The organism is Variovorax sp. YR750 (assembly GCF_900109805.1).
GTDB lineage: Bacteria > Pseudomonadota > Gammaproteobacteria > Burkholderiales > Burkholderiaceae_C > Variovorax > Variovorax gossypii.
Map to the genome: position 1 here is coordinate 35,749 of NZ_FOBJ01000011.1, position 25,042 is coordinate 60,790.

A 25,042-nucleotide genomic window follows, 5' to 3' on the forward strand; every position below is an offset into this window, starting at 1 on the left:
CTTGGCATCGACAGAACAGGCTCGTGCAGCCCTGGCCCCGCATGGCACGCTGGAGCCGCAACTCGCCGCCGACCACTGGCGCGGCGAGATCCCGCTGCCCGAAGCCGTCGCGGCCTTCTACGAGCAGGTCGGCCCGCTCGGCAACTGGATCAACGAGCGCGTGGGCCATGCGGGCCTCACCGTTCCCACCGCCGGCAACCCCTTCAGCATTCCTCCGCTGGCGCGCCTGTGGTCGGCGCAGGCCGGCTACCGCTGGCACGGCATCACGGGCGAGCGCCTCGCCGCGTGGCCCGACCACTGGCTGGTGGTGGCCGACCAGGGCGCCGATCCCTTCATCCTCGACCTGAACACCGGCGCGATACAGTTCGCCCGGCACGGGGCGGGCGCGTGGGATGACGATGAACCGCTCTTCGCCGACATCCTCGAGATGGCCGCCTGCCTCGGCACCGTCGGGCGGGTCTGGGACGAGGCGGGCGAGGACATCTTCGCGGACGACTATTCGGTCAACCCGGTGCACCGCGCGCGCCTGGTCGAGCGGCTCGCGCCGCTGATCGGCGCGGACCGGGCCGAAGATCTCGCGGATGTCTTCGGCTGGTAGAGGGCCGCGACGGGAGCATCAGCAAGAGCAGAAGCAGAAGAAGAAAACGGGAGCAGCATTTCAGACATGACCATCGATCTCCAGACGCTCAAGTGCGGCGAGTGCGGCAGCAGCGTGCTCAAGCGCACGGGCCTCAACGAATACACCTGCGAGCACTGCGGCTCCGTCACGCTGGTGGAGGACAACGTCTCCGACCGGCTGGAGCGTGTGCTCAATCAGGTGAAGAACGAAGCCGGCCGCCGGCTCGCGGCCGAGGAAGCGCGCAGGCAGGCGCTCATGATGCGCAAGGTCGGCATCGGGGTGGCCATTGCGGTGGGGGCGGTGCTGCTCTTCAGCGTGGTGGGCGTGTTCCTCGGCAACCGCAATGCCGACACGCGGGGCGCGTCCGCCTCGCAGCGTGTGGTGGCCGCGGTCGACCGCACCATTCCCGTCGACGGCCTCAAGCTCGACGAACCGCGGCAGGTGCTCGTGGGCAGCGGGAGCTCGGCCATGCCCAAGTTGCTGGTGGTGGCGCGCAACGAGACCGGCAAGCCGCTGTCTCGCGCCGGCATTCGCGCCGTGTACTTCGACGGCGAAAGCAAGCTCGACGAGCGCAGCGAGATGCTGCCCGTGTCCGTGCTGGAGCCCGGAGAGAGCGCGCCCGCGCTGATCGACATGCCCAGCGGCAAGAACGTCACTCGGCAGGAGCTGCGCGTGCAGAAGCTGGCCGAGCCCTACAGCTCGGTGAAGGGGCCGCGCATGGTGTTCTCGCGCGTGCGGCTGGTGCAGCAGGGCGACCGCGTGCGGCTGGTGGGCCGCATCGTCAACGACCGCAAGGACTCCACCGTGCTCGGCGGCTTCGAGGTGCTGGCCACGCTGTACGACGACGCGGGGCAGGTGATCGGCTTCGGCCACGGCTACGGGCAAGCCAACGAGATACAGCCCGGCGGGCGGACCTCGGTGGACGTGAGCATCGCGCGCTTCGGTCGCGGCGCGGCCATCGCGGCGTGGGACTACCGCATCGGCTACAGCACGGTCGAGGCCTCGGGCTCGCGCACGCCGGTGCTGGGCAGCGGCGACCGCGTGATCCGCGCGGCGGGCGGCCCGGAGTCCTTCAATTCAGAACTGCGCCTGGGCACCGACGACCTGCTGGCCGAAGACAGCGAGCGCTTCGACGCCAGGCTGCTCGAGCTGCTGCCGCTGGTGGACGGGCGCAACAACATCCAGCAGCGGCTGTTCCTGGGCGAGCTCGTCAATCGCAGCACCGACGCCGTCGTGCTCGCGCCGGGCGGCGTGATCTCGCGCTTCAGCGGCAGCAAGGCGCACGGCACGACCACCATCGCGGGGCTGGCGTACCTGTACCCCGGCGAGCGCTTTCCCATCTACCTGGAGCCGCAGGACATGGAGCGCATCACCGACACGCGCATCGAGTGGAAGCCGATGCGACGTGCCGCCTTGCCGGGCCCGCGCAAGCCGCTGGAAGTGAAGGTGACGGGCACCAAGGCCGAGATCGGCAGCGTGCTGCTCAACTTCAGCCAGCGCTTTTCGTACAAGTACGTTGTGGTCAGCGGCAGCGTGAAGAACCCCGGGACGGGCATCGTCGGCAAGGTGCGGCTGTGGGTGAGCCTGCGCGACCGCAACGGGCAGCTCACGGGCTTCAAGCTGGTGGACAACCTGCCGGCCATCGCGCCGGGCGAGAGCGTGCCCTTCCAGGCGAGCGTGGAGCAGAACGGGCGCGACTTCGCGAGCGTGACCACGCTATACCAAACCGAATAGCCCCTGGGGCAGCGGCGTTGGGCGGTTCGCGCCATGATCGCGCCCATGATTCCGTTCTCCATCCTCGACCTTTCCCCGATCACCGAGGGCAGCGACGCCGCGCAGTCGTTCCGCAACTCGCTCTCGCTGGCGCAGCATGGCGAGAAGCTGGGCTACACGCGCTACTGGCTGGCCGAGCATCACGGCATGCCGGGCATTGCGAGCGCTGCCACCGCAGTGCTGCTGTCGTACGTGGGGGCGGGTACGTCCACCATCCGCATCGGCGCCGGCGGCGTGATGCTGCCGAACCATTCGCCGCTGGTGATCGCCGAGCAGTTCGGCACGCTCGAGTCGCTGTACCCGGGGCGCATCGACCTCGGCCTGGGCCGCGCGCCCGGCTCCGACCAGCGCACCGCGCGTGCCCTGAGGCGCAACCTGGAGTCGGACGCCGACCAGTTCCCGCAGGACGTGATCGAACTCATGGACTTCATGTCGAAGGCGCCGCAGCAGCCCGTTCGGGCCGTGCCAGGCGCGGGGCTCGAGGTGCCGGTGTGGATCCTCGGATCGAGCACCTTCGGCGCGCAGCTCGCGGCGCACCTGGGCCTGCCCTATGCCTTCGCCTCGCACTTCGCGCCGCAGCAGATCATGCAGGCCATCCAGATCTATCGCGAGACCTTCAAGCCCTCGGCGCAGCTGCAGAAGCCGTACGTGATGCTGGGCTTCAATGTGTTCGCGGCCGACACCGATGAGGAGGCCGAGTTCCGCGCCACCTCGTGGCAGCAGGCCTTCGTGAACCTGCGCAGCGGACGGCCCGGGCGCCTGCCGCCGCCGGTGGAGAACTATCGCCAGAAGGTCGGGCCGTCGGAGAACGCGCTGCTCGACTCGGTGCTGTCGTGCTCGGCGGTGGGTTCGGTCGAGACGGTGAAGAAGGGCGTGGAAGCTTTCGTCGCGCGTACCGGCGCGGACGAACTGATGATCACCTCGCAGGTGTTCGACCACGTGGCCCGGCTGCGCTCCTACGAGCTGCTCGCCGAGGCCTTTCGCTAGGCTCGCCCCCAGGCTGCGCGCACTTCGTGTCGCTTCGCCAACCCCCTACCCGGGGGCAACACCTGAGGCCCGGCAAAGCCGGTTCCTCGGTGTTCCACGAAAAAGCGGCGTGCGGCTCCGCTGCTACGCCGCCCGCTTGCGGGCTTCCTCATCGACAAGATCCTTTTTCGAGAGCTTGCCCACCGGCGTCTTGGGCAGCTCGGCGCGGATCTCCAGCGCGCCGATCATCTCGTGCTTGCCGAGGCGGTTCTTCAGGAATGACTTGAGCTCGTCGAGCGTCAGTCCGGGCGCGCCGTCCTTCAGCTTCACGAAGGCCTTGGGCGACTGGCCGCGGTACTCGTCGGGAATGCCGATCACGCAGACTTCGGCCACCGAAGGGTGCTCGTACACCGCCTCTTCCAGCACGCGCGGGTAGACGTTGTAGCCGCCGCACAGCAGCATGTCCTTGGTGCGGTCGACGATGTAGAGGTAGCCGTCGGCGTCCATCTTCGCGACGTCGCCGCTGCGGAAGTAGCCGTCGGTCGTCATCGACTCGGCCGTGGCCTTGGGGTTGTTCCAGTAGCCCTTCATCACGTTCGGGCCCTTGATGCAGAGCTCGCCCGCTTCGCCGAAGGCGGTGATGTCCTGCGTCGGATCGTCCAGGCTCACGAGCTTGATGCGCACCCGCGGCAGCGGCATGCCGCACGAGCCCGCCTTGCGCAGGCCGCGCGCGGGCGTGAAGGTGCCCACGGGCGAGGTCTCGGTCATGCCCCAGCCCTCGTTGAGGTGGCAGCCTGTGAGCTCGAAGAAGCGCTGCTCCACTTCCACCGGCAGCGGCGCGCCGCCGGAGCCGCAGAACTTGAGCGAGCGCAGGTCCATCTCCTTCGCCTTGGGGTGCGAGAGGATCGCGGTGTACATCGTCGGCACGCCGGGGAACACACTGATCCGGCTGGCGGCGAGCTCGTTCATCACCGCATCGACGTCGAAGCGCGTGTGCAGCACCAGTGCCGCGCCCAGGCGTACGCCGAGCAGCATCGCCGCGCTGAGCGCGAAGATGTGGAAGAGCGGCAGCACCACCAGGAAGCGTTCCGTTCCTTCGTCCAGGATGGGCGGATCGCCCTTGGTCGACTCGTAGTACTGCGCCGAGGCCGATGTGAGGTTGGCGTGCGTGAGCATCGCGCCCTTGGGCAGGCCGGTGGTGCCGCCGGTGTACTGCAGCACCACGATCTCTTCGGCGAGATCGCCCAGCGGATGGGTCTTGTGCGTGCCTTCGCTCTTGAGCAGATCGGTGAAGCGCACGTGCCGTTCATCGACGGGCACCGGGGCGATCTGGCCGGCGCCCTGCAGCTGGGCCTGCACCTTGTCGCCCATGGCGCCGTAGTCGCCGAGGCTGCCGACCACCAGCGTCTTCAGGCGCGAGTTGTCGAGCAGGCGCGCCATCTGCGGGTACAGGTTGACGAGGTCGAGCGTGACCAGGATGTCGGTGCGGCTGTCCTCGATCTTGTGGGCCAGCACGCGCTCGGCGTCCAGCGGGGAATAGTTCACCACCGTGCCGCCGGCCTTCAGCACCGCGAAGAAGGCGATGGGGTAGTGCGGCGTGTTCGGCAGGTAGAGGCCGACGTGCACGCCGGGCTTCACGCCCAGGTCCTGCAGGCCCTTGGCGGCACGTTCGACCGCGGCACCGAGCTCGCGGTAGGTGATGGCCTGGCCCATGAACTCGACGGCCGACCGGTCGGGCCAGCGTTCGACGGCCTCGTCGAGCATCTGCTGCACCGGCTTCACGGGAAGCTCCGCGTCCCAGCGCATGCCGGGCGGGTAGGCGCGTGTCCAGGGAGTGCTGTCGCCGAAGGATGCGGCGGGGGAAGCTGGGGAAGGGGTGGCCATGCGTCTTGTCTCCGCTGGTTGTTGTCCGTTGCAAATCGCCTGGCGGATCTGTGCCGCCTTCATCCGGAGTCACTGTAGCGCCGGCCTTCGCGCCGCGAACCCGCAGGCTGACAAACCGGCGACACGGGTTTTCCCGATTTCCCACACGCCGGAAGCCCCTTCCGCGGGGCTGGGACAATAGGGGGCTTATGGCAAAGCATCGGATCGTTGTGGGACTGAGCGGCGGAGTGGACTCCGCGGTGACGGCGCACCTGCTCAAGCAGCAGGGGCACGAGGTGGTCGGCATCTTCATGAAGAACTGGGAAGACGACGACGACAGCGAGTACTGCTCGTCGAACATCGACTTCGTGGACGCCGCCAGCGTGGCCGACGTGCTGGGCATCGAGATCGAGCACGTCAACTTCGCGGCCGACTACAAGGACCGCGTGTTCGCCGAGTTCCTGCGCGAGTACAAGGCCGGCCGCACGCCCAACCCCGACGTGCTGTGCAATGCCGAGATCAAGTTCAAGGCCTTTCTCGACCACGCCATGCGGCTGGGGGCAGAGAAGATCGCCACCGGCCACTACGCCCGCGTGCGACTGAACGAGGCGACCGGCAGGCACGAGCTGCTCAAGGGGCTCGATCCCTCGAAGGACCAGAGCTACTTCCTGCACCGCCTGAACCAGGCGCAGCTGTCGAAGACGATGTTCCCGGTCGGCGAGCTGCACAAGACCGAAGTGCGCCGCATCGCCGAGGAAATCGGCCTGCCCAACGCGAAGAAGAAGGACTCGACCGGCATCTGCTTCATCGGCGAGCGGCCGTTCCGCGAATTCCTGAACCGCTACATCTCCAAGGAGCCGGGTCCGATCAAGGACGACCGGGGCCGCAAGCTGGGCGAGCACCAGGGGCTGAGCTTCTACACGCTGGGGCAGCGGCAGGGGCTGGGCATCGGCGGCGTGAAGGAAAAGGGCGCGCAGCGCGGTTCGGGCGACCACTCGCCGTGGTTCGTGGCGCGCAAGGACATCGAGAAGAACACGCTGTGGGTGGTGCAGGGGCACGACCATCCGTGGCTGCTGTCGTCTGAACTGAAGGCGGACGACGCGAGCTGGATTTCCGGCGAACCGCCGGTGCCGGGCGGCTACGGCTCCAAGGCGCGCTACCGGCAGGCGGATGCTGCCTGCGAGATGGATGCGGGAGATGCCGGCACCTTCGGCCTGCGCTTCGGCGAAGCGCAGTGGGCAGTGACCCCGGGGCAGTCGGCCGTGCTCTACGACGGCGAGCGCTGCCTTGGCGGCGGCGTCATCGTCTGAGCCTCTTCAGCCGGTCAGGGCGCGGACCGCACCGATTCGTCGACGTAAACGAGGTCCATCGGGTGGCGCTTGCCGGCCAGGTGGTCCTCGACACATTGCAGCAGCAGCGGGCTGCGGTGCCGGGCGACGCTGGTGCGGATTTCGTCGGGAGTCATCCACACGGTGCGCAAGATGCCTTCGTCGAGCGGGCGGCCTGCCTCGAACGCGCCCAGCGTGCCTGAGAACGCGAAACGCATGTAGGTGGTGTCTTCGCCGCGTTCCGCCAGCGGCCGGGAACGCGCCATGTAGATGCCGATGAGCGCCGTTGGCGTGAAATGATGGGCTGTTTCTTCCAGCGTTTCGCGCGCGCAGCCTTCGGCGGGCGACTCGCCGGGGTCCAGGTGCCCGGCCGGCGTGTTGAGCCGAAGGCCGTCGCTGGTCTGCTCCTCGACGAGCAGGAAGCGCCCGTCGCGCTCGATCACCGCGGCCACGGTGACATTGGGTTTCCAGCGCGGACCTGCCATGTTCTCGGCTCCTTTCCTTATTTCAGTGCGTAGCCGCTGAAGCGCCAGACGCGGTCCTGGTCGAGATGGAAGCTCACGAGTTCGCGCACCGTGCCGTCGGACTTGCTCGCGAACCGGGTCTCGTATTCGATGCTGACGTACTGGCCGGCCGTGTCGCCGTCTTGCGCGGCAACGACCTGGCGGTTGACCGAGACCCAGGTGCGCATCTGCGGCACGCCGATCTGTGCCCGGCTCCGGGCGACCTGGCCGACGAAGTCGGCGCGCGTCACCCGCTTGCGCGTGGCCGGGGCGGCGCCGTCCCACAGTTCGCCGGCCTTGCCTTGGTCGATCATCTCGATCGCCTGCATGCCGCCTCGCACCATGTCGCTGGCCTCCACCACTTCCTGTGCTGCGGCCGGCCCGAGCCAGCTCCAGAGCAATGTGGCGGCGAGCAGCAGCCGGATCATCGGATTCATTCGTCTCGTTCCTCGTGGCGGCGGGCACATCGCCCGTTCTTGCGGCGGCCGTGTCGGTTGCCGCGCTAGCCGCTGGAGGCTACTTTAGCCCGCTGAGATTTCCGGGGTCAGCGTACGTTGACTCCGGGCAACGCATCGGCTTCGATGGTTTCGAGCCGGTAGCCCAGGCCGTAGATGGCCAGCAGCAGGAAGCCGTTTGCGGGGCGCAGGTCGAGCTTGGTCCGCAGGCGCGAGATATGAGTGTCGAGCGAGCGCGAGAGCGCCTCGATGCCGAGGCCCCAGACGGCTTCGTGCAGATGCTCCCGCGAGAGCAGCCGGCCGAGGTTCTGGAACAGGAACAGCGCGAGCTCGTATTCGCGGTTCTTCAGCTCGACCTGCACGCCGCGGACCTTGAGCACGCGCGACGGCGGATAGAAGTGATAGGGGCCGAAGACCAGTTCGGCCTCGTGCTGGGCCGGGTAGGAGCGGCGCAGCAGCGCGTTCACGCGGGCTTCGAGCTCGCCGGCGCGGGCGGGCTTGGCCATGAAGTCGTCCGCGCCGGCGTTGAGGCCCTCGACCATGTCGGCCTCGCCGGGCTTGTCGGACACGAAAAGAATGGGAAGCCGGCTGTTGAGATCCCGGCGGATGGTCGCTACCACCTCGGGACCCTTCATATCAGGGAGATTCCAGCCGAGTATCAGCAGGTCGAAGGTCTGGCGGCGCATTGCCTGCAGCAGGGCCTTGCCTTCCGTATAGGGATGGCACTCGTGCTCGAGTGCCGCCATGGTCTGATTGATCCGCTTGAAGTGATCTACACCTTCATCGAGTACCGCGATTCGCATTCCTACCCCTTCTTCCTCCCTTCGTCAGCTTCCGTGAACTGGCGATTGTTAGTAGAAGTGTATCTATCTGCGACTAAGGTAAAGTTTTTGGATTTGCAAATAATGCACGCAAATCGCCGATTTCTGATTGCTTGTTAACGAAGTTGGCAGCAGTTGGATACAAATGGAGATTTTGATTGACGGGCTTCCGTCAGGCATTGGAAGTACTTTTGCCGGGCAATCAGGCGGAAATCCGTCCGACATGCCGAGGAAACACGCGCCGGCCTTCTCGCAAACCGCTATCGAATACCCGAATTCGCTATCAATTGAATAGCGAAAGTTATAGTAACCATAAGCTCCTCGACGCTTTGGGATGAAAACGACAGAGCACTCCGGCGACAGCGATCGGCTGTAATCTTGCTGTAAGCTGCCGGCATTCCCCCTGTGCCCCTTGCTCTGAGGAGATCTCTATGCTGATAGGCGTGCCCGCCGAGACACTGGCAGGCGAAACCCGCGTGGCTGTTACACCTGAGACGGTGAAGAAACTTGTCGCCTCAGGGCACACCGTACGGGTGCAGTCGGGGGCAGGCGTCGCGGCCAGCGTCACCGACAGCGCCTATCAGGCCGCAGGTGCAGAGATCACCGATCAACCGGGTGCCTTCTCCGCCGACATGGTGCTCAAGGTGCGCACCCCGACCGAATCGGAAACCTCGCTGCTGAAGTCCGGCGCCGTGGTCATCGGCATGCTCAATCCCTTCGACGCGGCCGGCCTGCAGCGCCTGGCCGCCGCCGGCGTCACCGGCTTCGCGCTCGAAGCCGCGCCGCGCACCACGCGCGCCCAGAGCATGGACGTGCTCAGCTCCCAGGCCAACATCGCCGGCTACAAGGCCGTGATGATCGCGGCCGACAAGTACCAGCGCTTCTTCCCCATGCTCATGACCGCTGCCGGCACCGTGAAGGCCGCGCGCGTCGTCATCCTGGGCGTGGGCGTGGCGGGCCTGCAGGCCATCGCCACCGCCAAGCGACTGGGCGCCGTCATCGAGGCGTCCGACGTGCGCCCCAGCGTCAAGGAGCAGATCGAGTCGCTGGGCGGCAAGTTCATCGACGTTCCCTACGAGACGCAGGAAGAAAAGGACGCGGCCGAAGGCGTCGGCGGCTACGCGCGGCCCATGCCCGCGAGCTGGCTCACCCGCCAGCAGGCCGAGGTCGCCAAGCGCGTGGCGCTGGCCGACGTGGTCATCAGCACCGCGCTCATTCCGGGCCGCGCCGCACCGACGCTCATCACCGAGGACATGGTCAAGTCGATGAAGCCGGGCTCCGTCATCGTCGACATCGCGGCCGGCAAGGGCCCCGACGGCGTGGGCGGCAACTGCCCGCTGTCGGAAGCCGACAGGACGGTCGTGAAGCACGGCGTGACCATCGTGGGCGAGACCAACCTCGCCGCGCTCGTGGCGGCCGACGCATCGGCGCTCTACGCGCGCAACGTGCTCGACTTTCTCAAGCTCATCGTCACCAAGGAGGGCGCGCTGAAGATCGACCTCGAGGACGACATCGTCGCCGCCTGCCGCGTCACGCAGGACGGCCAGGTCACGAAGAAGTAACCCAGCCCGCCGAGGAGAAGAACATGGACATCGTCTCTCACACAGTCATCAACCTGATCATCTTCGTGCTGGCCATCTACGTCGGCTACCACGTCGTGTGGACCGTCACGCCAGCGCTGCACACGCCGCTGATGGCCGTGACCAACGCCATCTCGGCCATCGTGATCGTGGGCGCCATGCTGGCGGCCGCGCTCACCGACACGCCGCTGGGCAAGACCATGGGCGTGCTCGCCGTGGCGCTCGCCGCGGTGAACGTCTTCGGCGGCTTCCTCGTCACGCGGCGGATGCTGGAGATGTTCAAGAAGAAGGACAAGAAGGCCGCCCCCGCGGCCAACGCCGAGGGAGCCGCCAAGTGAGCATGAATCTCGTCACGCTGCTGTACCTCGTCGCCAGCATCTGCTTCATCCAGGCCCTGAAGGGCCTGAGCCATCCCACCACTTCGATCCGCGGCAACATCTTCGGCATGACCGGCATGGCGATCGCCGTGCTGACCACCGGCGCGCTGATCTACAAGCTCGCCAGCGGCAACCTCAACGGACTGGCCTACGTGCTGGTCGCGCTGGTCGCCGGCGGCGGCCTGGGCGCCTACATGGCCAACAAGGTCGAGATGACCAAGATGCCCGAGCTGGTCGCCTTCATGCACAGCATGATCGGCCTGGCCGCGGTGTTCATCGCCGTGGCCGCCGTGGCCGAGCCGCATGCCTTCGGCATCGCGCTCAAGGGTGATCCGATCCCGAGCGGCAACCGGCTCGAGCTGTTCCTGGGGGCGGCCATCGGCGCCATCACCTTCAGCGGCTCGGTCATCGCCTTCGGCAAGCTCTCGGGCAAGTACAAGTTCCGCCTGTTCCAGGGCGCGCCGGTGCAGTTCGCGGGCCAGCACATGCTCAACCTCGTGCTGGGCCTGGCGACCATAGGCCTGGGGCTGGTGTTCGTGTTCACCGAAAGCTGGCCGGCCTTCTTCGCGATGCTGGCGCTGGCCTTCGTGATGGGCGTGCTCATCATCATCCCGATCGGCGGCGCCGACATGCCGGTGGTGGTGTCGATGCTCAACAGCTACTCGGGCTGGGCGGCGGCCGGCATCGGCTTCAGCCTGAACAACGCGATGCTGATCGTGGCCGGTTCGCTGGTGGGCTCTTCGGGCGCGATCCTGAGCTACATCATGTGCAAGGCCATGAACCGCTCGTTCTTCAACGTGATCCTGGGCGGCTTCGGCGGCGACGCGGCTGCGGCCACCGGTGGTGCGAAGGAGCAGCGCCCCGTGAAGAGCGGCAGCGCCGACGACGCGGCCTTCGTGCTCGGCAACGCCGAGACGGTGGTGATCGTGCCCGGCTACGGCCTGGCGGTCGCCCGTGCCCAGCACGCGGTGAAGGAGCTCGCGCAGAAGCTCGTCGAGAAGGGCATCACCGTGAAGTACGCCATCCACCCGGTGGCGGGCCGCATGCCCGGCCACATGAACGTGCTGCTGGCCGAGGCCGAAGTGCCCTACGACCAGGTGTTCGAAATGGAAGACATCAACGGCGAGTTCGGCCAGGCCGACGTGGCGATCATCCTGGGCGCCAACGACGTCGTGAACCCTGCCGCGCACACCAAGGGCAGCCCGATCTACGGCATGCCGATCCTGGAGGCCTACAAGGCCAAGACCGTCATCGTCAACAAGCGCTCCATGGCCGCTGGTTATGCCGGCCTGGACAACGAGCTCTTCTACATGGACAAGACCATGATGGTCTTTGGCGATGCCAAAAAAGTAGTGGAAGATATGGGCAAGGCCATCGAATAGGCCGAAGGTCCCCGTCCGCGCAGCGGACGAGTTCTTCGCGGCGCCACTTCGTGCGCCGTTTTCGTTTTCAACAGTCCGACTCCCGGAGGAGACAAAACAATGACCGATCGTCCCTGGCTCAGCAGCTATCCGCAGGGCGTGCCTGCCGATATCGACGCCTCGCAGTACCCCTCGCTGGTCGCGCTCATGGAAGAGAGCTTCACGAAGTACGCGGACCGCACGGCCTACAGCTTCATGGGCAAGGACATCAGCTATGCCGAGACCGACAGGCAGAGCAAGTCGTTCGCGGGCTACCTGCAGGGCCTGGGCCTGGCCAAGGGAGACCGCGTCGCGGTCATGATGCCGAACTGCCCGCAGTACCCGGTCGCGGTCGCCGGCATCCTGCGCGCCGGCCTGATCCTGGTCAACGTGAACCCGCTGTACACGCCGCGCGAGCTCGAGCACCAGCTCAAGGACTCGGGCGCGAAGGCCATCGTCATCATGGAGAACTTCGGCACCACGCTGCAGCAATGCATCGCGAGCACGCCGGTCAAGCACATCGTGCTGGCCTCCATGGGCGACCGCCTCGGCTTCCTGAAGGGCGCGCTCGTCAACTACGTGGTGCGCAACGTCAAGAAGCTGGTGCCTCCCTTCAGCCTGCCGGGCGCGGTGCGCTTCAACGACGCGCTCGACAAGGGCGCGAGTGCCTCGCCGAAGCCCGTGGCCATCGGCCCCGACGACGTGGCGGTGCTGCAGTACACCGGCGGCACCACCGGCGTGTCGAAGGGCGCGGTGCTCCTGCATCGCAACGTGATCGCCAACGTGCTGCAGTCCGAGGCATGGAACGAGCCGGTCATGAACAAGGTGCCGGCCAACGAGCAGCCCACGGGCGTGTGCGCGCTGCCGCTGTATCACATCTTCGCGTTCACGGTCGGCATGATGCTGAGCATGCGCACGGGCGGCAAGCTGATCCTGATCCCGAATCCGCGCGACATTCCCGGCGTGCTGAAGGAACTGTCCAAGCACACCATCCACAGTTTCCCGGCCGTCAACACGCTGTTCAACGGCCTCGCGAACCATCCCGACTTCAACACCGTCAACTGGAAGAACCTCAAGGTCTCGGTCGGCGGCGGCATGGCGGTGCAGGCCGCTGTCGCGAAGCTCTGGCTCGAGAAGACCGGCTGCCCGATCTGCGAGGGCTACGGCCTCTCCGAAACCTCGCCCTCGGCCACCTGCAACCCGACCAACAGCACGGCCTACACCGGCACCATCGGCCTGCCGCTGCCGAGCACTTGGCTCAAGCTGCTCGACGACGACGGCAACGAAGTGCCCGTCGGCGAGCGCGGCGAAATCGCGATCAAGGGCCCGCAGGTGATGGCCGGCTACTGGCAGCGTCCCGACGAGACCGCCAAGGTCATGACGGCCGATGGCTACTTCAAGAGCGGCGACATCGGCGTGGTCGACGAGCGCGGCTACTTCAAGGTGGTCGACCGCAAGAAGGACATGATCCTGGTGTCGGGCTTCAACGTGTACCCGAACGAGATCGAGGATGTGGTCGCACTGATTCCGGGCGTGCTCGAGTGCGCCGCGGTCGGCGTGCCCGACGACAAGACCGGCGAGGCCGTGAAGCTCGTGATCGTGAAGAAAGACCCTTCGCTCACCGAAGCGCAGGTGCGCGAATACTGCAGAGCAAACCTTACGGGTTACAAGCAGCCGCGCATCGTAGAGTTTCGTACCGACATGCCGAAGACGCCGGTCGGCAAGATCCTTCGCCGCGAGCTGCGCGACGCCAAGAAGTAAGTGCTGGAATAAGGGTTCGGCCCGGGTGGGGCCGAGGCATCGATCTTGCATATTCGCGGGTCGATGCTCAGGTTTGTCTTTACCCGTTTGAGTCTGTTGGTGCCGACCTTCTTCGGCATGACATTGCTCGCCTTCTTCCTCATCCGGCTCGTGCCGGGTGACCCTATCGAAACAATGGCCGGCGAGCGCGGAATCGACCCCGCGCGCCATGCCGAACTGCGCACCGCCTACGGCTTCGACAAGCCGGTGATCGTGCAGTACGGCATCTACATCGCCCGCGTGCTGCACGGCGACCTCGGCAAGTCGCTCATCACGCAGGACACGGTGATGAGCGAGTTCCTCTCGCTCTTTCCGGCCACGGTCGAACTCGCGGTGTGCGCAATTCTCTTCGCGCTGCTGCTCGGCCTGCCGGCAGGCATCCTCGCGGCGGTGCGGCGCAATTCCATCTTCGACCACGGCGTGATGGCCACCTCGCTCACCGGCTACTCGATGCCGATCTTCTGGTGGGGGCTGCTGCTGATCCTGTTCTTCTCGGTGCAGCTCGGATGGACGCCCGTGTCGGGCCGCATCGCGGTGCAGTACTACGTCGAGCCCGACACCGGCTTCCTGCTGATCGACGCATTGCGCGCCGGCGACACCGGCGCCTTCTGGTCGGCGCTGCATCACCTCGTGCTGCCGGCCGTGGTGCTCGGCACCGTGCCGCTCGCGGTCATCGCTCGCATGACGCGCTCGGCCATGCTCGAGGTGCTGGGCGAGGACTACATCCGCACCGCGCGCGCCAAGGGCCTGTCGCGCTTTCGCGTGGTGGGGCTGCATGCGCTGCGCAACGCGCTCATCCCGGTCGTGACCGTCATCGGCCTGCAGGTGGGCGTGCTCTTCACGGGCGCGATCCTCACCGAGACCATCTTCTCCTGGCCCGGCGTCGGCAAGTGGCTCATCGAGGCCATCGGCCGGCGCGACTACCCGGTGCTGCAGGGCGGCATGCTGCTGCTCGGCGGCATCGTGATGCTCGTGAATCTTCTCGTCGACGTGGCTTACGGCGTCATCAATCCCCGCATCCGGCGCTGAGCTCATGGCCTCGACACAGATCATTTCGAACGGCGTGAAAAGCGCCGCCCCTCCCGGCCCCTGGCGCGAGTTCTGGACGGCCTTCTCGGCCAACCGCGGCGCGGTCATCGGGCTCGCCACCATCGTCGTGCTGCTGCTGGTCGCGCTGTTCGCACCGTGGATCGCGCCGCACGCACCCAACGAGACCAACAGCGCCGCCTTCCTGCAGCCGCCGGCGTGGCAGCAGGGCGGCTCCATGAGCTACCTGCTGGGCACCGACGCCATCGGCCGCGACATTCTTTCGCGGCTCATGTACGGCGCGCGCCTGTCGCTGTCGATCGGCGTCGCGGTGGTGGCGCTGTCGGTGGTCGTCGGCATCGTGCTCGGGCTGATCGCGGGCTTCTTCCGCGGCGTGCTCGAGATCGCGATCATGCGGCTGATGGACATCGTGCTCACGCTGCCCAGCCTGCTGCTGGCCATCGTGATCGTCGCGATCCTCGGGCCGGGGCTCATCAACGCGATGCTCGCGGTGGCCATCGTGGTGCTGCCGCACTACGTGCGCATCACGCGCGCCGCCGTCATCGCCGAGGTCTCGCGCGACTACGTGACCGCCGCGCGCGTGAGCGGCGCCGGCACGCTGCGGCTGATGTTCAGCGAGGTGCTGCCCAACTGCGCCGCGCCGCTGATCGTGCAGGCTTCGCTCGGCATCTCCACCGCCATCCTCGACGCGGCGGCGCTCGGCTTCCTCGGCCTCGGCGCGCAGCCGCCTTCGCCCGAGTGGGGAACGATGCTGGCCGACGCGCGCGAATTCGTGCTGCGCGCATGGTGGGTGGTCACCTTCCCCGGCATGGCGATCCTCGCGGCCGTGCTGGCTTTCAATCTTCTGGGCGATGGCCTGCGCGATGCGCTGGACCCGAAGCTCAAGCGCTGAAGCAAAGGAGAGAAAAGATGCCTTTGCTTGACATCAAGGATCTGCACGTCGAGTTCCCCACGCAGGGCGGCGTGCTGCACGCTGTGGACGGCGTGAGCCTCTCACTCGAAGAAGGCGAGGTGCTCGGTATCGTCGGTGAATCGGGCTCGGGCAAGAGCGTCACGATGATGGCGCTGATGGGCCTCGTCGGCTTTCCGGGCCGCGTGCGCGCGGACCACATGCGCTTCGCGGGCAACGACCTGCTCGGCATTTCCGACAAGGCGCGCCGTTCGCTGGTCGGCAAGGAAGTCGCGATGATCTTCCAGGAGCCGACCACCAGCCTCAACCCCTGCTTCACCATCGGCTTCCAGCTGATGGAGACGCTGCGGCTGCACCTGAAGCTCGACAAGCGCGAAGCGAAGAAACGCGCCACCGAGCTGCTCGAGCAGGTCGGCATTCCGGCCGCCTCGTCGCGCCTGGGCAGCTTTCCGCACCAGCTCTCGGGCGGCATGAACCAGCGCGTGATGATCGCGATGGCCATTGCCTGCAACCCGCGCCTGCTGATCGCCGACGAGCCGACCACCGCGCTCGACGTGACCATCCAGGCGCAGATCCTCGACCTGCTGCGCGACCTGCAGAAGGAGCGCGGCATGGCGCTGGTGCTCATCACGCACAACATGGGCGTGGTCAGCGAGATGGCGCAGCGCATCGCCGTGATGTACGCGGGCCAGGTGATGGAGCACCAGCGCGTCGATAGGCTCTTCGCCTCGCCGCAGCATCCCTACACCGAGGCGCTGCTCGCGGCGCTGCCCGAACGCGCCGCTCCCGAGGGGCGGCTCGCCACCATCAGCGGCGTGGTGCCCGGCGTGCACGACCGGCCTGCCGGCTGCCTGTTCGCGCCGCGCTGCGGTTACGTCACCGAGCGCGCCTGCCAGGTGCGGCCGGCGCTGAGGGAATCGCATGGCGCCGAGGTGCGCTGCCACTTTCCGCTCGGCGATCCTGGGCGCAGGGAGGCGATCGCGAGCGATCCGCCGAAGCGGCAGGCCGCGGAGGTGGCGGCATGAGCGCGGCTTCCAGCAACGAAGTGGTCGTCGAGGCGAAGAACCTCCAGCGCACCTACGACGTCCGCCGCGGGCTGTTCCGCGCGCCTTCGCACCTGCGTGCCGTGGGCGACATTTCCTTTCGCATCGAGCGCGGCCGCACGCTGGCCGTGGTCGGCGAATCGGGCTGCGGCAAGTCGACGCTGGCGCGCATGGTCTCGCTGATCGAGAAGCCGACGGCAGGCCAGCTCACGCTGGTCGGCGCCGATGCGGTCGACACGCCCGCCGAGCGCAAGCGGGAGCTGCGCCAGGCGGTGCAGCTGGTGTTCCAGAACCCGTACGGCTCGCTCAATCCGCGCAAGAAGATCTCGACCGTGCTCGAGGATCCGCTGGCCATCAACACGAGCATGGGCAAGCCCGAGCGCGCCGCGAAGGCCCGCGACATGCTCGCGCGCGTGGGCCTGCGGCCCGAGTACGCCAATCGCTATCCGCACATGTTCTCGGGCGGGCAGCGCCAGCGCATCGCCATCGCGCGCGCGCTGATGCTGAACCCGCGCCTGCTGGTGGCCGACGAGCCGGTGTCGGCGCTCGACGTGTCGATCCAGGCGCAGGTGCTGAATCTGCTGGCCGACCTGCAGGCCGAGCTGGGCCTCGCGTACCTCTTCATATCGCACGACCTCGGCGTGGTGCGGCACATCGCGCACGACGTGCTCGTGATGTACCTCGGCCACGCGGTGGAGCAGGGCCCGAAGTCGCGCATCTTCGCGCGGCCGCTGCATCCCTACACGCAGGCGCTGCTGGCCTCGACGCCGGGCCTGAGCAGCCAGCGCATCGTGCTCAAGGGCGAGCTGCCGTCGCCGCTGAATCCGCCGTCGGGCTGCGTGTTCAGCACGCGCTGTCCGCATGTGGAGCAGCGCTGCCGCGAGGAAAGGCCGCTGCCGCGCATGCTCGACGAGCGGCTGGTGGCCTGCCACTTCTCGGAGAAGTTCCTCGAAGGCGCGCCATTGGTGCGTGCCGATGTTCCCTCCGCCGCCATCGCGATGGCGACGAATTCCTAGTGTCCTTTCCGTTTCAGTTTCCGCTTTCGTTTCCGTTCTCGCAGTTTTTTCAACCGTGTATCAAGGAGTCCACATGAAGACCCAGCCCACCGTTTCGCGCCGCTCACGAAGCCTGGCGCTCCTGGCACCGACAGCGCTTGCAGCCCTTACCCTGGCCTGCGGCGCGGTGTCCGCCAAGACGCTGGTGTATTGCTCGGAAGGCAGCCCGGAGAATTTCTATCCGGGGATGAACACCACCGGCACCTCGTTCGACGTGACCACGCAGGTCTACAACACCATCGTCGAGTTCGAGCGCGGCGGCACCAAGGTCGTGCCCGGCCTCGCCGAGAAATGGGACATCTCGGCCGACGGCACGGTCTACACCTTCCACCTGCGCAAGGGCGTGAAGTGGCACACCACGAGCAAGAGCTTCAAGCCTACGCGCGACTTCAACGCCGACGACTTCATCTTCATGCTGGAGCGGCAGTGGAAGGAGAGCGACCCCTTCTTCAAGGTGACGAGCCAGAACCACTCGTACTTCAACGACATGGGCATGCCCAAGCTGCTGAAGACGGTGGACCGCATCGACGACTACACCGTGAAGATCGTGCTGAACCAGCCCGAGGCGCCGTTCCTCGCGAACCTGGCGATGCAGTACGCGGGCATCCAGTCGAAGGAATACGCCATCGCGATGCTGAAGGCCGGCACGCCCGAGAAGGTCGACCAGGACCCGATCGGCACCGGCCCCTTCTACCTGGTGCAGTACCAGAAGGACGCGATCATCCGCTTCAAGGCCTTCCCGCAGTACTGGGGCGGCAAGGCCAAGATCGACGACCTCGTGTTCGCGATCACGCCCGACGCGTCGGTGCGCTGGGCCAAGCTGCAGAAGGGCGAGTGCCACGTCATGCCGTACCCGAACCCGGCCGACCTCGACGCGATCCGCAAGGACCCGAACGTGCAGCTGCTGGAGCAGCCCGGCCTGAACGTGGGCTACCTCTCGTACAACACGACGAAGAAGCCCTTCGACGACGTGCGCGTGCGCAAGGCCATCAACATGGCGATCAACAAGAAGGCCATCATCGACGGCGTGTACCTGTCGACCGGCGTGGCGGCGAAGAACCCGATCCCGCCGACCATGTGGTCCTACAACGACGCGGTGAAGGACGATCCGTACGATCCCGAAGCCGCGAAGAAGCTGCTGGCGCAGGCCGGCTTCCCCGACGGCTTCTCGACCGACCTGTGGGCCATGCCTGTACAGCGCCCGTACAACCCGAACGCCAAGCGCATCGCCGAGCTGATGCAGGCCGACCTGGCCAAGATCAACGTCAAGGCCGAGATCAAGAGCTTCGAGTGGGGCGAGTACCGCAAGCGCCTGCAGGCCGGCGAGCACCAGATGGGCATGCTGGGCTGGACCGGCGACAACGGCGACCCCGACAACTTCCTCTACACGCTGCTGGGCTGCTCGTCGGCCAAGTCGGCCAGCGGCAGCAACATCTCGAAGTTCTGCTACCAGCCGTACGAAGACCTCGTGGTGAAGGCCAAGAGCGCGACCAAGCAGGCCGACCGCGACGCGCTCTACAAGAAGGCCCAGCTGATCTTCAAGGAGCAGGCGCCGTGGTTCACCATCGCGCACGCGGTGCAGCTGAAGCCGGTGCGCAAGGAAGTGATCGACTTCAAGCTGAGCCCCTTCGGCCGCCACACCTTCTACGGTGTGGACATCAAGTAAACCTCCAGGCTTCGCGCACTTCGTGTCGCTACGCCAACCCCCTTGCAGGGGGCAACACCTGCGGCCCGGCAAAGCCGGTTCCGCGGTGTTCCTGGAAAGAGAAGTAGCTTGAGCTCTCTGTCACGCGCGCCCATCGCCATCGTCGCGGCGATGCACGAGGAGTTGGGCGCGCTCCTCGCGCTGATGCCCGACGAGCAGCGCGTTCGCGTCGCGGGCCGCGACTTCTGGGTGGGCCATCTGCATGGCCAGCCGGTGGTCGCGGTGCTGTCGCGCATCGGCAAGGTCGCCGCGGCAATCACGGCCACTGTGCTGCTGGAGCGCTTCGGCGTGCGGGCCATCGTGTTCACCGGCGTCGCGGGCGGGCTGGCGCCGGGCGTGAACGTAGGTGACGTGGTGGTCGCGACGCAGCTGCTGCAGCACGACCTCGATGCCTCGCCGATCTTCCCGAAGTACGAGGTGCCGTTGATGGGCCTGTCGCGCTTCGCGGCCGATGCGGCCATGGCCGATGCACTGGCGGCCGTTGCCGAAACGACGCTGCGCGATCCGGTGGCATTGCTGGGGCAGGAGGCCGTCGACGAGTTCGGCCTTCGTTCGCCGAGGGTGCATCGGGGCCTGCTGGTGAGCGGCGACAGGTTCGTCTCGACTACTGCCGAGAGCGCGGCGCTGCAGCGCGCCTTGCCCGATGCGCTCGCGGTCGAGATGGAAGGAGCGTCGGTGGCGCAGGTGTGCCATGACTACGGCGTGCCCTTCGCAGCGATGCGGACGATCTCCGACCGGGCCGACGATGCCGCGCACGGCGACTTCTCACGCTTCGTCGTCGCGGTGGCGAGCCGCTACAGCCTCGCGCTCGTCGATGCGTGGCTGGCTTCGTTGTCGCCGCGGGAGCTCAGCTGAGCGAGGGCGTGCGACGGCGCGGAATGTCGCGCAGCAGCGGCGGGATCGACAGCGCGAGCAGCAGCGCGGCCAGCGGCACCACGCAGACGAAGCCCACGTACTTGAAGCCCAGCGCGCCCACCGCGCCGCCGAGCACGAACATGCCGACCAGACCGCCGGCGCGGCGCATGCGGCTGCGGTCGTGGCGCACAACAAGGGCCGGCGACGGTGCCGACTTCGAGCGGCGGTTCCAGTAGAGCATCTTGCCGATCTCGATGCCCATGTCGGTGATGTTGCCGGTCATGTGGGTGGTGCGGATGCTGCCGCCCGAGGTCTTGGACGCCACCGCGTTCTGCAGGCCCATGATGAAGGACAGCAGCAGCACGGTGAGCGGCACCGCGAACGGCGTCGCCCAGGTCAGCGTGATGGCGCCCATGAGCCCGAAGGGAAACATCAGCGCCGCCTCGAGCATCAGCGGCAGCGCGTAAACGCCGTGCATGCGGTGCTGCCGGCCCCAGTTCACAAGTACCGCGCAGACGGCCGCGCCGGTCACGAAGGCCAGGATCGCGCCCAGCGCATTCAGCAGCAGCTTGACGTTTCCCAGCACCATGCCGTCCGCCAGCTGAGAGGCGAAGCCGGTCATGTGCGAGGTGTACATGTGCAGCACGAGGAAGCCGCCCGCATTGACGGCGCCGGCGTTGAAGGCCAGCAGCAGGCCCAGCGCGGCGTTGGTGGACGGCGCGCGATGGCGGTTGGTGAGAAAACGAAGTCTGCGCACTGTGGCTCTCCGGTCAGCGCCTGGCTGCCGGCCACTCTAGCACCCCGGGGCCGGGGGCCGGCCCCCGCCCGTTGCTCGTGCCTACTTCAGCCAGCCGCGCCGGCGGAAGTACCACATCGGCACCAGCGCGCTGGCCGCCATCAGCACGATGGCATACGGGTAGCCCATGGCCCAGTCGAGCTCGGGCATGAACTTGAAGTTCATGCCGTAGATGCTGGCGATCAGCGTCGGCGGCAGCAGCGCGACGCTGGCCACCGAGAAGATCTTGATGGTCTTGTTCTGGTTGATGTTGATGAAACCGACGGTCGCATCCATCAGGAAGTTGATCTTGTCGAAGAGGAAGGCCGTGTGGTTGTCCAGCGACTCGATGTCGCGCAGGATCTGGCGCGCTTCCTCGAACTGCTCGGCGTTGAGCATCTTGCTGCGCATCATGAAGCTGACCGCGCGGCGCGTGTCCATCACGTTGCGGCGGATGCGCCCGTTCAGGTCTTCCTGCCGGGCGATGGCGCCGAGCACCTCGCCGGCCAGCTCGTCGCTGACGTTGCCCGAAAGCACTTTCTTGCTGGCCGCCTCGAGCTCGTCGTAGATGTTCTCCAGCGAGTCGGCCGAGTACTCGGCGTCGGCGTCGAAGAGCTTGAGCATGACTTCCTTGGCGTCCTCGATCAGCCCCGGCGCGCGGCGCGCGCGCATGCGCAGCAGGCGGAACACCGGCACGTCCTCGTCGTGGATCGAGAACAGCACGCCGCGGCTGCGCAGGTCGGTGTTGTGCTGGTTGAGGATGAACGCGACGCGCACCGCGCGCGGTGCCTCGTCGTCGTCGATCAGGAAGTCGGAGCGGATGTGCAGCTCGCCGTTGTCTTCCTCGTAGAAGCGGGCCGACTCCTCGATGTCCTCGTCCATCGCGTCTTCGGGAATGGACAGGCCGTAGTACTGCTTGATCCAGCGCTTTTCCTCGAGCGTGGGCGATTCGAGGTCGACCCAGATCGGCTGGAACTTGGAGAGCTCTTCGAGGGCCTCGATCTCTTCCTGGACGAGGCGGCCGTTGGCGAGCGTGAAGATGTTGAGCATTGGGCTCACTCCCGGAGATGACTGGACGGTGGGCGAGGGGAGGGGGCGCTTTCAATTCCCCGGCCCGACGTGCGCAGGAAGCGCAGAAAAGGCGTCAGCGAAAGGGAGTTGAAAGCTGCCGAGACGGGGCGGTTTCCATTGGAAAAATCTCCGGTTGCAGCGAGGCGCGATTATGTCACCGCTCATATGTCGACGAGGTGGCCGGACTGGACGGGCATACAGTAAAGTCGTGCGCCATGCAGACCACTGCGCTCCCCGTTTTTCCGGCCGTGCCGAAGACCCAGGCCGAACGCCTGGCCGACGCGCTCGCCTCGCTCAACGAGGCGCAGCGCGCGGCGGTCGAGCACGGCGTGAGCGCGGCCACCGCCGGGCGCGACGAGCGGCCGCTGCTCGTCATCGCGGGCGCCGGCTCGGGCAAGACCAGCACGCTGGCGCACCGCGTCGCAACCCTCATCGCCGGCGGCGTCGATCCGCAGCGCCTGCTGCTGCTGACCTTCTCTCGCCGTGCCGCGCAAGAGATGGAGCGCCGCGCCGGCCGGGTGCTGGCGCAGGTGCTGGGCCTGAAGTCCGAGGCGCCGCCCGCGCTGCCCTGGGCCGGCACCTTCCACGGCGTCGGCGCGCGGCTGCTGCGCGAGTACGCGCCGCAGATCGGGCTCGACGAGAACTTCACCATCCACGACCGCGGCGACGCCGAAGACCTGATGGGGCTGGTGCGCCACGAGCTCGGCCTGTCTTCCACCGTCAACCGCTTTCCGCGCAAGGGCACCTGCCTGTCGATCTACTCGCGCTGCGTGAACACCCGCGCGCCGCTGGCCGATGTGCTTAAGGAGGCCTTTCCCTGGTGCGACGAGTGGGAGGCCGAATTGAAGAAGCTGTTCGGCGCGTATGTCGAGGCCAAGCAGCGGCAGAACGTGCTCGACTACGACGACCTGCTGCTCTACTGGGCCGAGATGGCCGCCGAACCCGCGTTGGCCGCGCACATCGGCGGGCGCTTCGACCACGTGCTGGTCGACGAGTACCAGGACACCAACCTGCTGCAGGCCTCGATCCTGCTGGCGCTCAAGCCCGACGGGCGCGGCGTGACGGTGGTGGGGGACGACGCGCAGTCGATCTATTCCTTTCGCGGCGCCACGGTGCGCAACATCCTCGACTTCCCTTCGCAGTTCGCGCAGGAGGCGCGCGTGGTCACGCTGGAGCGCAACTACCGCTCGACGCAGCCGATCCTCGACGTGTCGAATCGCGTGATCGCGCAGGCCGCCGAGCGGCATGCCAAGACGCTGTGGACCGACAAGCCCTCGGCCGGCAAGCCGCTGCTGGTGCTCGTGCCCGACGAGGCCGGGCAGGCGCGCTGGGTGGCCGACAAGGTGCTGGCGCATCGCGAGGGCGGGCTGGCGCTGAAGTCGCAGGCGGTGCTATTCCGCACCTCGACGCACAGCGCGGCGCTCGAGCTCGAGCTGGCGCGGCGCAACATCCCGTTCGTGAAGTTCGGTGGGCTCAAGTTTCTCGAGGCCTCGCACGTGAAGGACCTGCTCGCGGTGCTGCGCTTCGCACAGAACCCGCGCGGGCGCATGGCGGGGTTCCGGGTGACGCAGCTGATACCGGGCATCGGCCCCGCCACCAGCGCACGCCTGCTCGACACGATGGAGCAGGCCGCCGACCCGGCCGCGGCCGTGCGCGAGTTCGTGCCGCCTTCGGCCGCCCGCGCGCAATGGGCCGACTTCGTCGAAGCCTATGCCGCCCTGCGCGCGCCGGGGCTCAAGTGGCCGGCCGACGTCGAGCTGGCGATGGACTGGTACCTGCCGCACCTGGAGCGCCTGTACGAGGACACCTCCGGGGTGCGGCGCGCCGACTTGGAACAGCTCGCGCGCCTCGCGGCCGGGTATGCCTCGCGCGAGCGCTTTCTCACCGAACTCACGCTCGATCCGCCCGAAGCCACCAGCGACCGGCCGGGGCCGCCGCTGCTCGACGAGGACTACCTGATCCTCTCCACCATCCACTCGGCAAAGGGGCAGGAATGGAATTCGGTGCACGTGCTCAACGTGGTCGACGGCTGCCTGCCGGCCGACGTGGCGCAGAGCGCGCACGAGCTGGAAGAGGAGCGCCGGCTGCTCTACGTCGCGATGACCCGGGCCCGCGACCACCTGCACCTGCTGGTGCCGCAGCGCTTCTACGTCACGCAGCAGGCGGCGCGAGGCGACAGGCACATGTACGCCAACCGCACGCGCTTCATCGCCGACGCCGACCTGGAAGGCTTCGAGCAGCAGACCTGGCCGCCTCCGCCCGAGCGGGCACCGGCCGTGCCGCCGCCCAGCGCGGTGATCGACCTGCGAAACAGGATGCGCGCTGCCTGGCGCTGAGCGGGCGGGCAGGGCGGCTGGCCCTTCCGGCGGCAGGGTCACCGGCCGCGCGGCGCTGAAACACTTGTTTCGAACGCGCGGCATCGCCAGCCCCGCGCGTGCCCGCAGCTATCGATTCGCTAGCGTGTGAAAAGCTGCTCAAGAGGCGGCAAAACCCCGGGCAACTCAGGTATTGCAATACCGTGACAGCTTGGGCATAGTGAATCGACCGTCCCCTCTTTCTCCTCTTCTTCCCCTCCCCCCTTCCTCCCTTTCCCTACCCCCAAGAGAACTCCCGTTTCGCCGGCCAAACCGCATCCTGCGGCGCGGTCATTTCCCCAACCGTCAATTCCAGGAGGTCATTCATGAATTTGACGATCAGCGGTCATCACCTCGACGTCACACCTGCCTTGCGCACCTACGTCACGAGCAAGCTGGACCGGGTCATCCGACACTTCGACCAGGTGGTCGATGTAAAGGTGATCCTCACGGTGGAAAAGCAGAAGGAAAAGGAACGCCGCCAAAGGGCGGAATGCAACATCCACGTCAAGGGCAATGACATGTTCGCGGAGTCGAGCCACGCTGATCTCTACGCTGCGGTCGATGAACTGGTCGACAAGCTCGACCGCCAGGTGGTGCGCCACAAGGACCGCCTGCAGGACCACCATCACGCGGCACCCAAGCGCCTGATGTAAGAGAGAGCCCCAGGGCTCGCATCGAAGGCCGCCTCAGGGCGGCCTTTCGTTTTTCCGACTGTGACGCTGGGTCTTTTGGCAGGCGC

At 67.0% G+C, this 25,042-nt stretch carries 22 protein-coding genes; 16 read left to right on the plus strand and 6 right to left on the minus strand.

Going from position 1 to position 25,042, the window contains the following annotated elements; translation table 11 throughout:
* The first annotated feature begins 1 nt into the window (after window position 1).
* From BMY35_RS22005 to BMY35_RS22015, 3 genes are all read left to right on the plus strand, one after another.
* Window positions 2-598: a hypothetical protein gene (locus tag BMY35_RS22005; protein WP_093203712.1), complete on the plus strand. Its 597-nt coding sequence runs from the start codon at window positions 2-4 to the stop codon at window positions 596-598.
* A gap of 66 nt (window positions 599-664) precedes the next feature.
* On the plus strand, window positions 665-2,353 hold the full coding sequence (locus BMY35_RS22010) for an FxLYD domain-containing protein (RefSeq protein ID WP_093203714.1): 1,689 nt from the start codon (window positions 665-667) through the stop codon (window positions 2,351-2,353).
* 45 nt (window positions 2,354-2,398) lie between these two features.
* Window positions 2,399-3,379 carry an LLM class flavin-dependent oxidoreductase gene (locus BMY35_RS22015; RefSeq protein ID WP_093204259.1) on the plus strand — a complete coding sequence of 327 codons (981 nt, stop codon included), beginning with the start codon at window positions 2,399-2,401 and terminating at the stop codon, window positions 3,377-3,379.
* A gap of 123 nt (window positions 3,380-3,502) precedes the next feature.
* Here the strand turns inward: BMY35_RS22015 and BMY35_RS22020 are convergent, their stop codons facing one another.
* Complete coding sequence (locus tag BMY35_RS22020; RefSeq protein ID WP_093203717.1) at window positions 3,503-5,242, minus strand: long-chain-fatty-acid--CoA ligase; 1,740 nt, start codon at window positions 5,240-5,242, stop codon at window positions 3,503-3,505.
* A 188-nt stretch (window positions 5,243-5,430) separates the two neighbouring features.
* On the opposite strand from BMY35_RS22020, the gene mnmA reads away from it, so the two are divergent.
* Entirely contained in the window at window positions 5,431-6,531 is a 1,101-nt protein-coding gene (gene mnmA, locus BMY35_RS22025; RefSeq protein WP_093203719.1) for a tRNA 2-thiouridine(34) synthase MnmA, read from the plus strand.
* A 14-nt stretch (window positions 6,532-6,545) separates the two neighbouring features.
* Here the strand turns inward: mnmA and BMY35_RS22030 are convergent, their stop codons facing one another.
* The 3 genes from BMY35_RS22030 to BMY35_RS22040 all read right to left on the minus strand — a co-directional run bounded on the left by BMY35_RS22030 (window position 6,546) and on the right by BMY35_RS22040 (window position 8,310).
* On the minus strand, window positions 6,546-7,034 hold the full coding sequence (locus tag BMY35_RS22030; protein WP_093203722.1) for an NUDIX hydrolase: 489 nt from the start codon (window positions 7,032-7,034) through the stop codon (window positions 6,546-6,548).
* A 17-nt stretch (window positions 7,035-7,051) separates the two neighbouring features.
* Entirely contained in the window at window positions 7,052-7,489 is a 438-nt protein-coding gene (locus tag BMY35_RS22035) for a DUF4019 domain-containing protein (RefSeq protein WP_093203724.1), read from the minus strand.
* Between the two features lie 107 nt (window positions 7,490-7,596).
* Window positions 7,597-8,310 (minus strand): response regulator transcription factor, encoded by a 714-nt coding sequence (locus BMY35_RS22040; protein WP_093203727.1) that lies wholly within the window; start codon window positions 8,308-8,310, stop codon window positions 7,597-7,599.
* A 449-nt stretch (window positions 8,311-8,759) separates the two neighbouring features.
* Here BMY35_RS22040 and BMY35_RS22045 point away from each other — a divergent pair, with 449 nt between their 5' ends.
* The 10 genes from BMY35_RS22045 (at window position 8,760) to BMY35_RS22090 (ending at window position 20,100) form a co-directional block, all read left to right on the plus strand.
* Window positions 8,760-9,890 carry a Re/Si-specific NAD(P)(+) transhydrogenase subunit alpha gene (locus tag BMY35_RS22045; RefSeq protein WP_093203729.1) on the plus strand — a complete coding sequence of 377 codons (1,131 nt, stop codon included), beginning with the start codon at window positions 8,760-8,762 and terminating at the stop codon, window positions 9,888-9,890.
* 23 nt (window positions 9,891-9,913) lie between these two features.
* On the plus strand, window positions 9,914-10,246 hold the full coding sequence (locus BMY35_RS22050) for an NAD(P) transhydrogenase subunit alpha part 2 (protein ID WP_093203732.1): 333 nt from the start codon (window positions 9,914-9,916) through the stop codon (window positions 10,244-10,246).
* Window positions 10,243-11,667, plus strand: a complete 1,425-nt coding sequence (locus tag BMY35_RS22055; RefSeq protein ID WP_093203735.1) for an NAD(P)(+) transhydrogenase (Re/Si-specific) subunit beta — start codon at window positions 10,243-10,245, stop codon at window positions 11,665-11,667. The genes BMY35_RS22050 and BMY35_RS22055 overlap by 4 nt, the downstream gene beginning before the upstream one ends.
* A 99-nt stretch (window positions 11,668-11,766) precedes the next feature.
* The gene (locus tag BMY35_RS22060; protein WP_093203737.1) at window positions 11,767-13,446 is read left to right on the plus strand and encodes a long-chain-fatty-acid--CoA ligase; all 1,680 of its coding nucleotides are present in this window, start codon (window positions 11,767-11,769) and stop codon (window positions 13,444-13,446) included.
* Between the two features lie 63 nt (window positions 13,447-13,509).
* Complete coding sequence (locus BMY35_RS22065) at window positions 13,510-14,514, plus strand: ABC transporter permease subunit (protein WP_093203740.1); 1,005 nt, start codon at window positions 13,510-13,512, stop codon at window positions 14,512-14,514.
* Between the two features lie 4 nt (window positions 14,515-14,518).
* The gene (locus BMY35_RS22070) at window positions 14,519-15,424 is read left to right on the plus strand and encodes an ABC transporter permease subunit (protein ID WP_093203742.1); all 906 of its coding nucleotides are present in this window, start codon (window positions 14,519-14,521) and stop codon (window positions 15,422-15,424) included.
* A 17-nt stretch (window positions 15,425-15,441) separates the two neighbouring features.
* The gene (locus tag BMY35_RS22075; RefSeq protein ID WP_093203745.1) at window positions 15,442-16,467 is read left to right on the plus strand and encodes an ABC transporter ATP-binding protein; all 1,026 of its coding nucleotides are present in this window, start codon (window positions 15,442-15,444) and stop codon (window positions 16,465-16,467) included.
* Window positions 16,464-17,501: a dipeptide ABC transporter ATP-binding protein gene (locus BMY35_RS22080; protein ID WP_093203747.1), complete on the plus strand. Its 1,038-nt coding sequence runs from the start codon at window positions 16,464-16,466 to the stop codon at window positions 17,499-17,501. Before BMY35_RS22075 ends, BMY35_RS22080 begins: the two co-directional genes overlap by 4 nt.
* Before the next feature lie 73 nt (window positions 17,502-17,574).
* On the plus strand, window positions 17,575-19,206 hold the full coding sequence (locus BMY35_RS22085; RefSeq protein WP_093203750.1) for an ABC transporter substrate-binding protein: 1,632 nt from the start codon (window positions 17,575-17,577) through the stop codon (window positions 19,204-19,206).
* 150 nt (window positions 19,207-19,356) lie between these two features.
* Complete coding sequence (locus tag BMY35_RS22090; RefSeq protein ID WP_371287187.1) at window positions 19,357-20,100, plus strand: 5'-methylthioadenosine/adenosylhomocysteine nucleosidase; 744 nt, start codon at window positions 19,357-19,359, stop codon at window positions 20,098-20,100.
* On the opposite strand, the gene BMY35_RS22095 is transcribed toward BMY35_RS22090, so the two are convergent.
* Window positions 20,093-20,857 carry a YoaK family protein gene (locus tag BMY35_RS22095; protein WP_093203755.1) on the minus strand — a complete coding sequence of 255 codons (765 nt, stop codon included), beginning with the start codon at window positions 20,855-20,857 and terminating at the stop codon, window positions 20,093-20,095. The genes BMY35_RS22090 and BMY35_RS22095 overlap by 8 nt on opposite strands.
* Window positions 20,858-20,938: 81 nt before the next feature.
* Window positions 20,939-21,925, minus strand: a complete 987-nt coding sequence (gene corA / locus BMY35_RS22100) for a magnesium/cobalt transporter CorA (protein WP_093203758.1) — start codon at window positions 21,923-21,925, stop codon at window positions 20,939-20,941.
* 236 nt (window positions 21,926-22,161) lie between these two features.
* Between corA and BMY35_RS22105 the strand changes: the two genes are divergently transcribed.
* A complete protein-coding gene (locus BMY35_RS22105; RefSeq protein ID WP_093203760.1) occupies window positions 22,162-24,282 on the plus strand; it encodes an ATP-dependent helicase in 2,121 nt (706 codons plus the stop codon).
* Between the two features lie 344 nt (window positions 24,283-24,626).
* Entirely contained in the window at window positions 24,627-24,956 is a 330-nt protein-coding gene (hpf, locus tag BMY35_RS22110; protein ID WP_019655573.1) for a ribosome hibernation-promoting factor, HPF/YfiA family, read from the plus strand.
* Window positions 24,957-25,042: the final 86 nt, after the last annotated feature.

Bases quoted from the DNA above. Each gene is read 5' to 3' on its own strand.
- BMY35_RS22010 (WP_093203714.1), top strand. From the start codon at position 665: ATGACCATCGATCTCCAGACGCTCAAGTGCGGCGAGTGCGGCAGCAGC.
- BMY35_RS22015 (WP_093204259.1), top strand. From the start codon at position 2,399: ATGATTCCGTTCTCCATCCTCGACCTTTCCCCGATCACCGAGGGCAGC.
- BMY35_RS22020 (WP_093203717.1), bottom strand. From the start codon at position 5,242: ATGGCCACCCCTTCCCCAGCTTCCCCCGCCGCATCCTTCGGCGACAGC.
- mnmA (WP_093203719.1), top strand. From the start codon at position 5,431: ATGGCAAAGCATCGGATCGTTGTGGGACTGAGCGGCGGAGTGGACTCC.
- BMY35_RS22030 (WP_093203722.1), bottom strand. From the start codon at position 7,034: ATGGCAGGTCCGCGCTGGAAACCCAATGTCACCGTGGCCGCGGTGATC.
- BMY35_RS22035 (WP_093203724.1), bottom strand. From the start codon at position 7,489: ATGAATCCGATGATCCGGCTGCTGCTCGCCGCCACATTGCTCTGGAGC.
- BMY35_RS22040 (WP_093203727.1), bottom strand. From the start codon at position 8,310: ATGCGAATCGCGGTACTCGATGAAGGTGTAGATCACTTCAAGCGGATC.
- BMY35_RS22045 (WP_093203729.1), top strand. From the start codon at position 8,760: ATGCTGATAGGCGTGCCCGCCGAGACACTGGCAGGCGAAACCCGCGTG.
- BMY35_RS22050 (WP_093203732.1), top strand. From the start codon at position 9,914: ATGGACATCGTCTCTCACACAGTCATCAACCTGATCATCTTCGTGCTG.
- BMY35_RS22060 (WP_093203737.1), top strand. From the start codon at position 11,767: ATGACCGATCGTCCCTGGCTCAGCAGCTATCCGCAGGGCGTGCCTGCC.
- BMY35_RS22065 (WP_093203740.1), top strand. From the start codon at position 13,510: ATGCTCAGGTTTGTCTTTACCCGTTTGAGTCTGTTGGTGCCGACCTTC.
- BMY35_RS22070 (WP_093203742.1), top strand. From the start codon at position 14,519: ATGGCCTCGACACAGATCATTTCGAACGGCGTGAAAAGCGCCGCCCCT.
- BMY35_RS22075 (WP_093203745.1), top strand. From the start codon at position 15,442: ATGCCTTTGCTTGACATCAAGGATCTGCACGTCGAGTTCCCCACGCAG.
- BMY35_RS22080 (WP_093203747.1), top strand. From the start codon at position 16,464: ATGAGCGCGGCTTCCAGCAACGAAGTGGTCGTCGAGGCGAAGAACCTC.
- BMY35_RS22085 (WP_093203750.1), top strand. From the start codon at position 17,575: ATGAAGACCCAGCCCACCGTTTCGCGCCGCTCACGAAGCCTGGCGCTC.
- BMY35_RS22090 (WP_371287187.1), top strand. From the start codon at position 19,357: ATGCACGAGGAGTTGGGCGCGCTCCTCGCGCTGATGCCCGACGAGCAG.
- corA (WP_093203758.1), bottom strand. From the start codon at position 21,925: ATGCTCAACATCTTCACGCTCGCCAACGGCCGCCTCGTCCAGGAAGAG.
- BMY35_RS22105 (WP_093203760.1), top strand. From the start codon at position 22,162: ATGCAGACCACTGCGCTCCCCGTTTTTCCGGCCGTGCCGAAGACCCAG.
- hpf (WP_019655573.1), top strand. From the start codon at position 24,627: ATGAATTTGACGATCAGCGGTCATCACCTCGACGTCACACCTGCCTTG.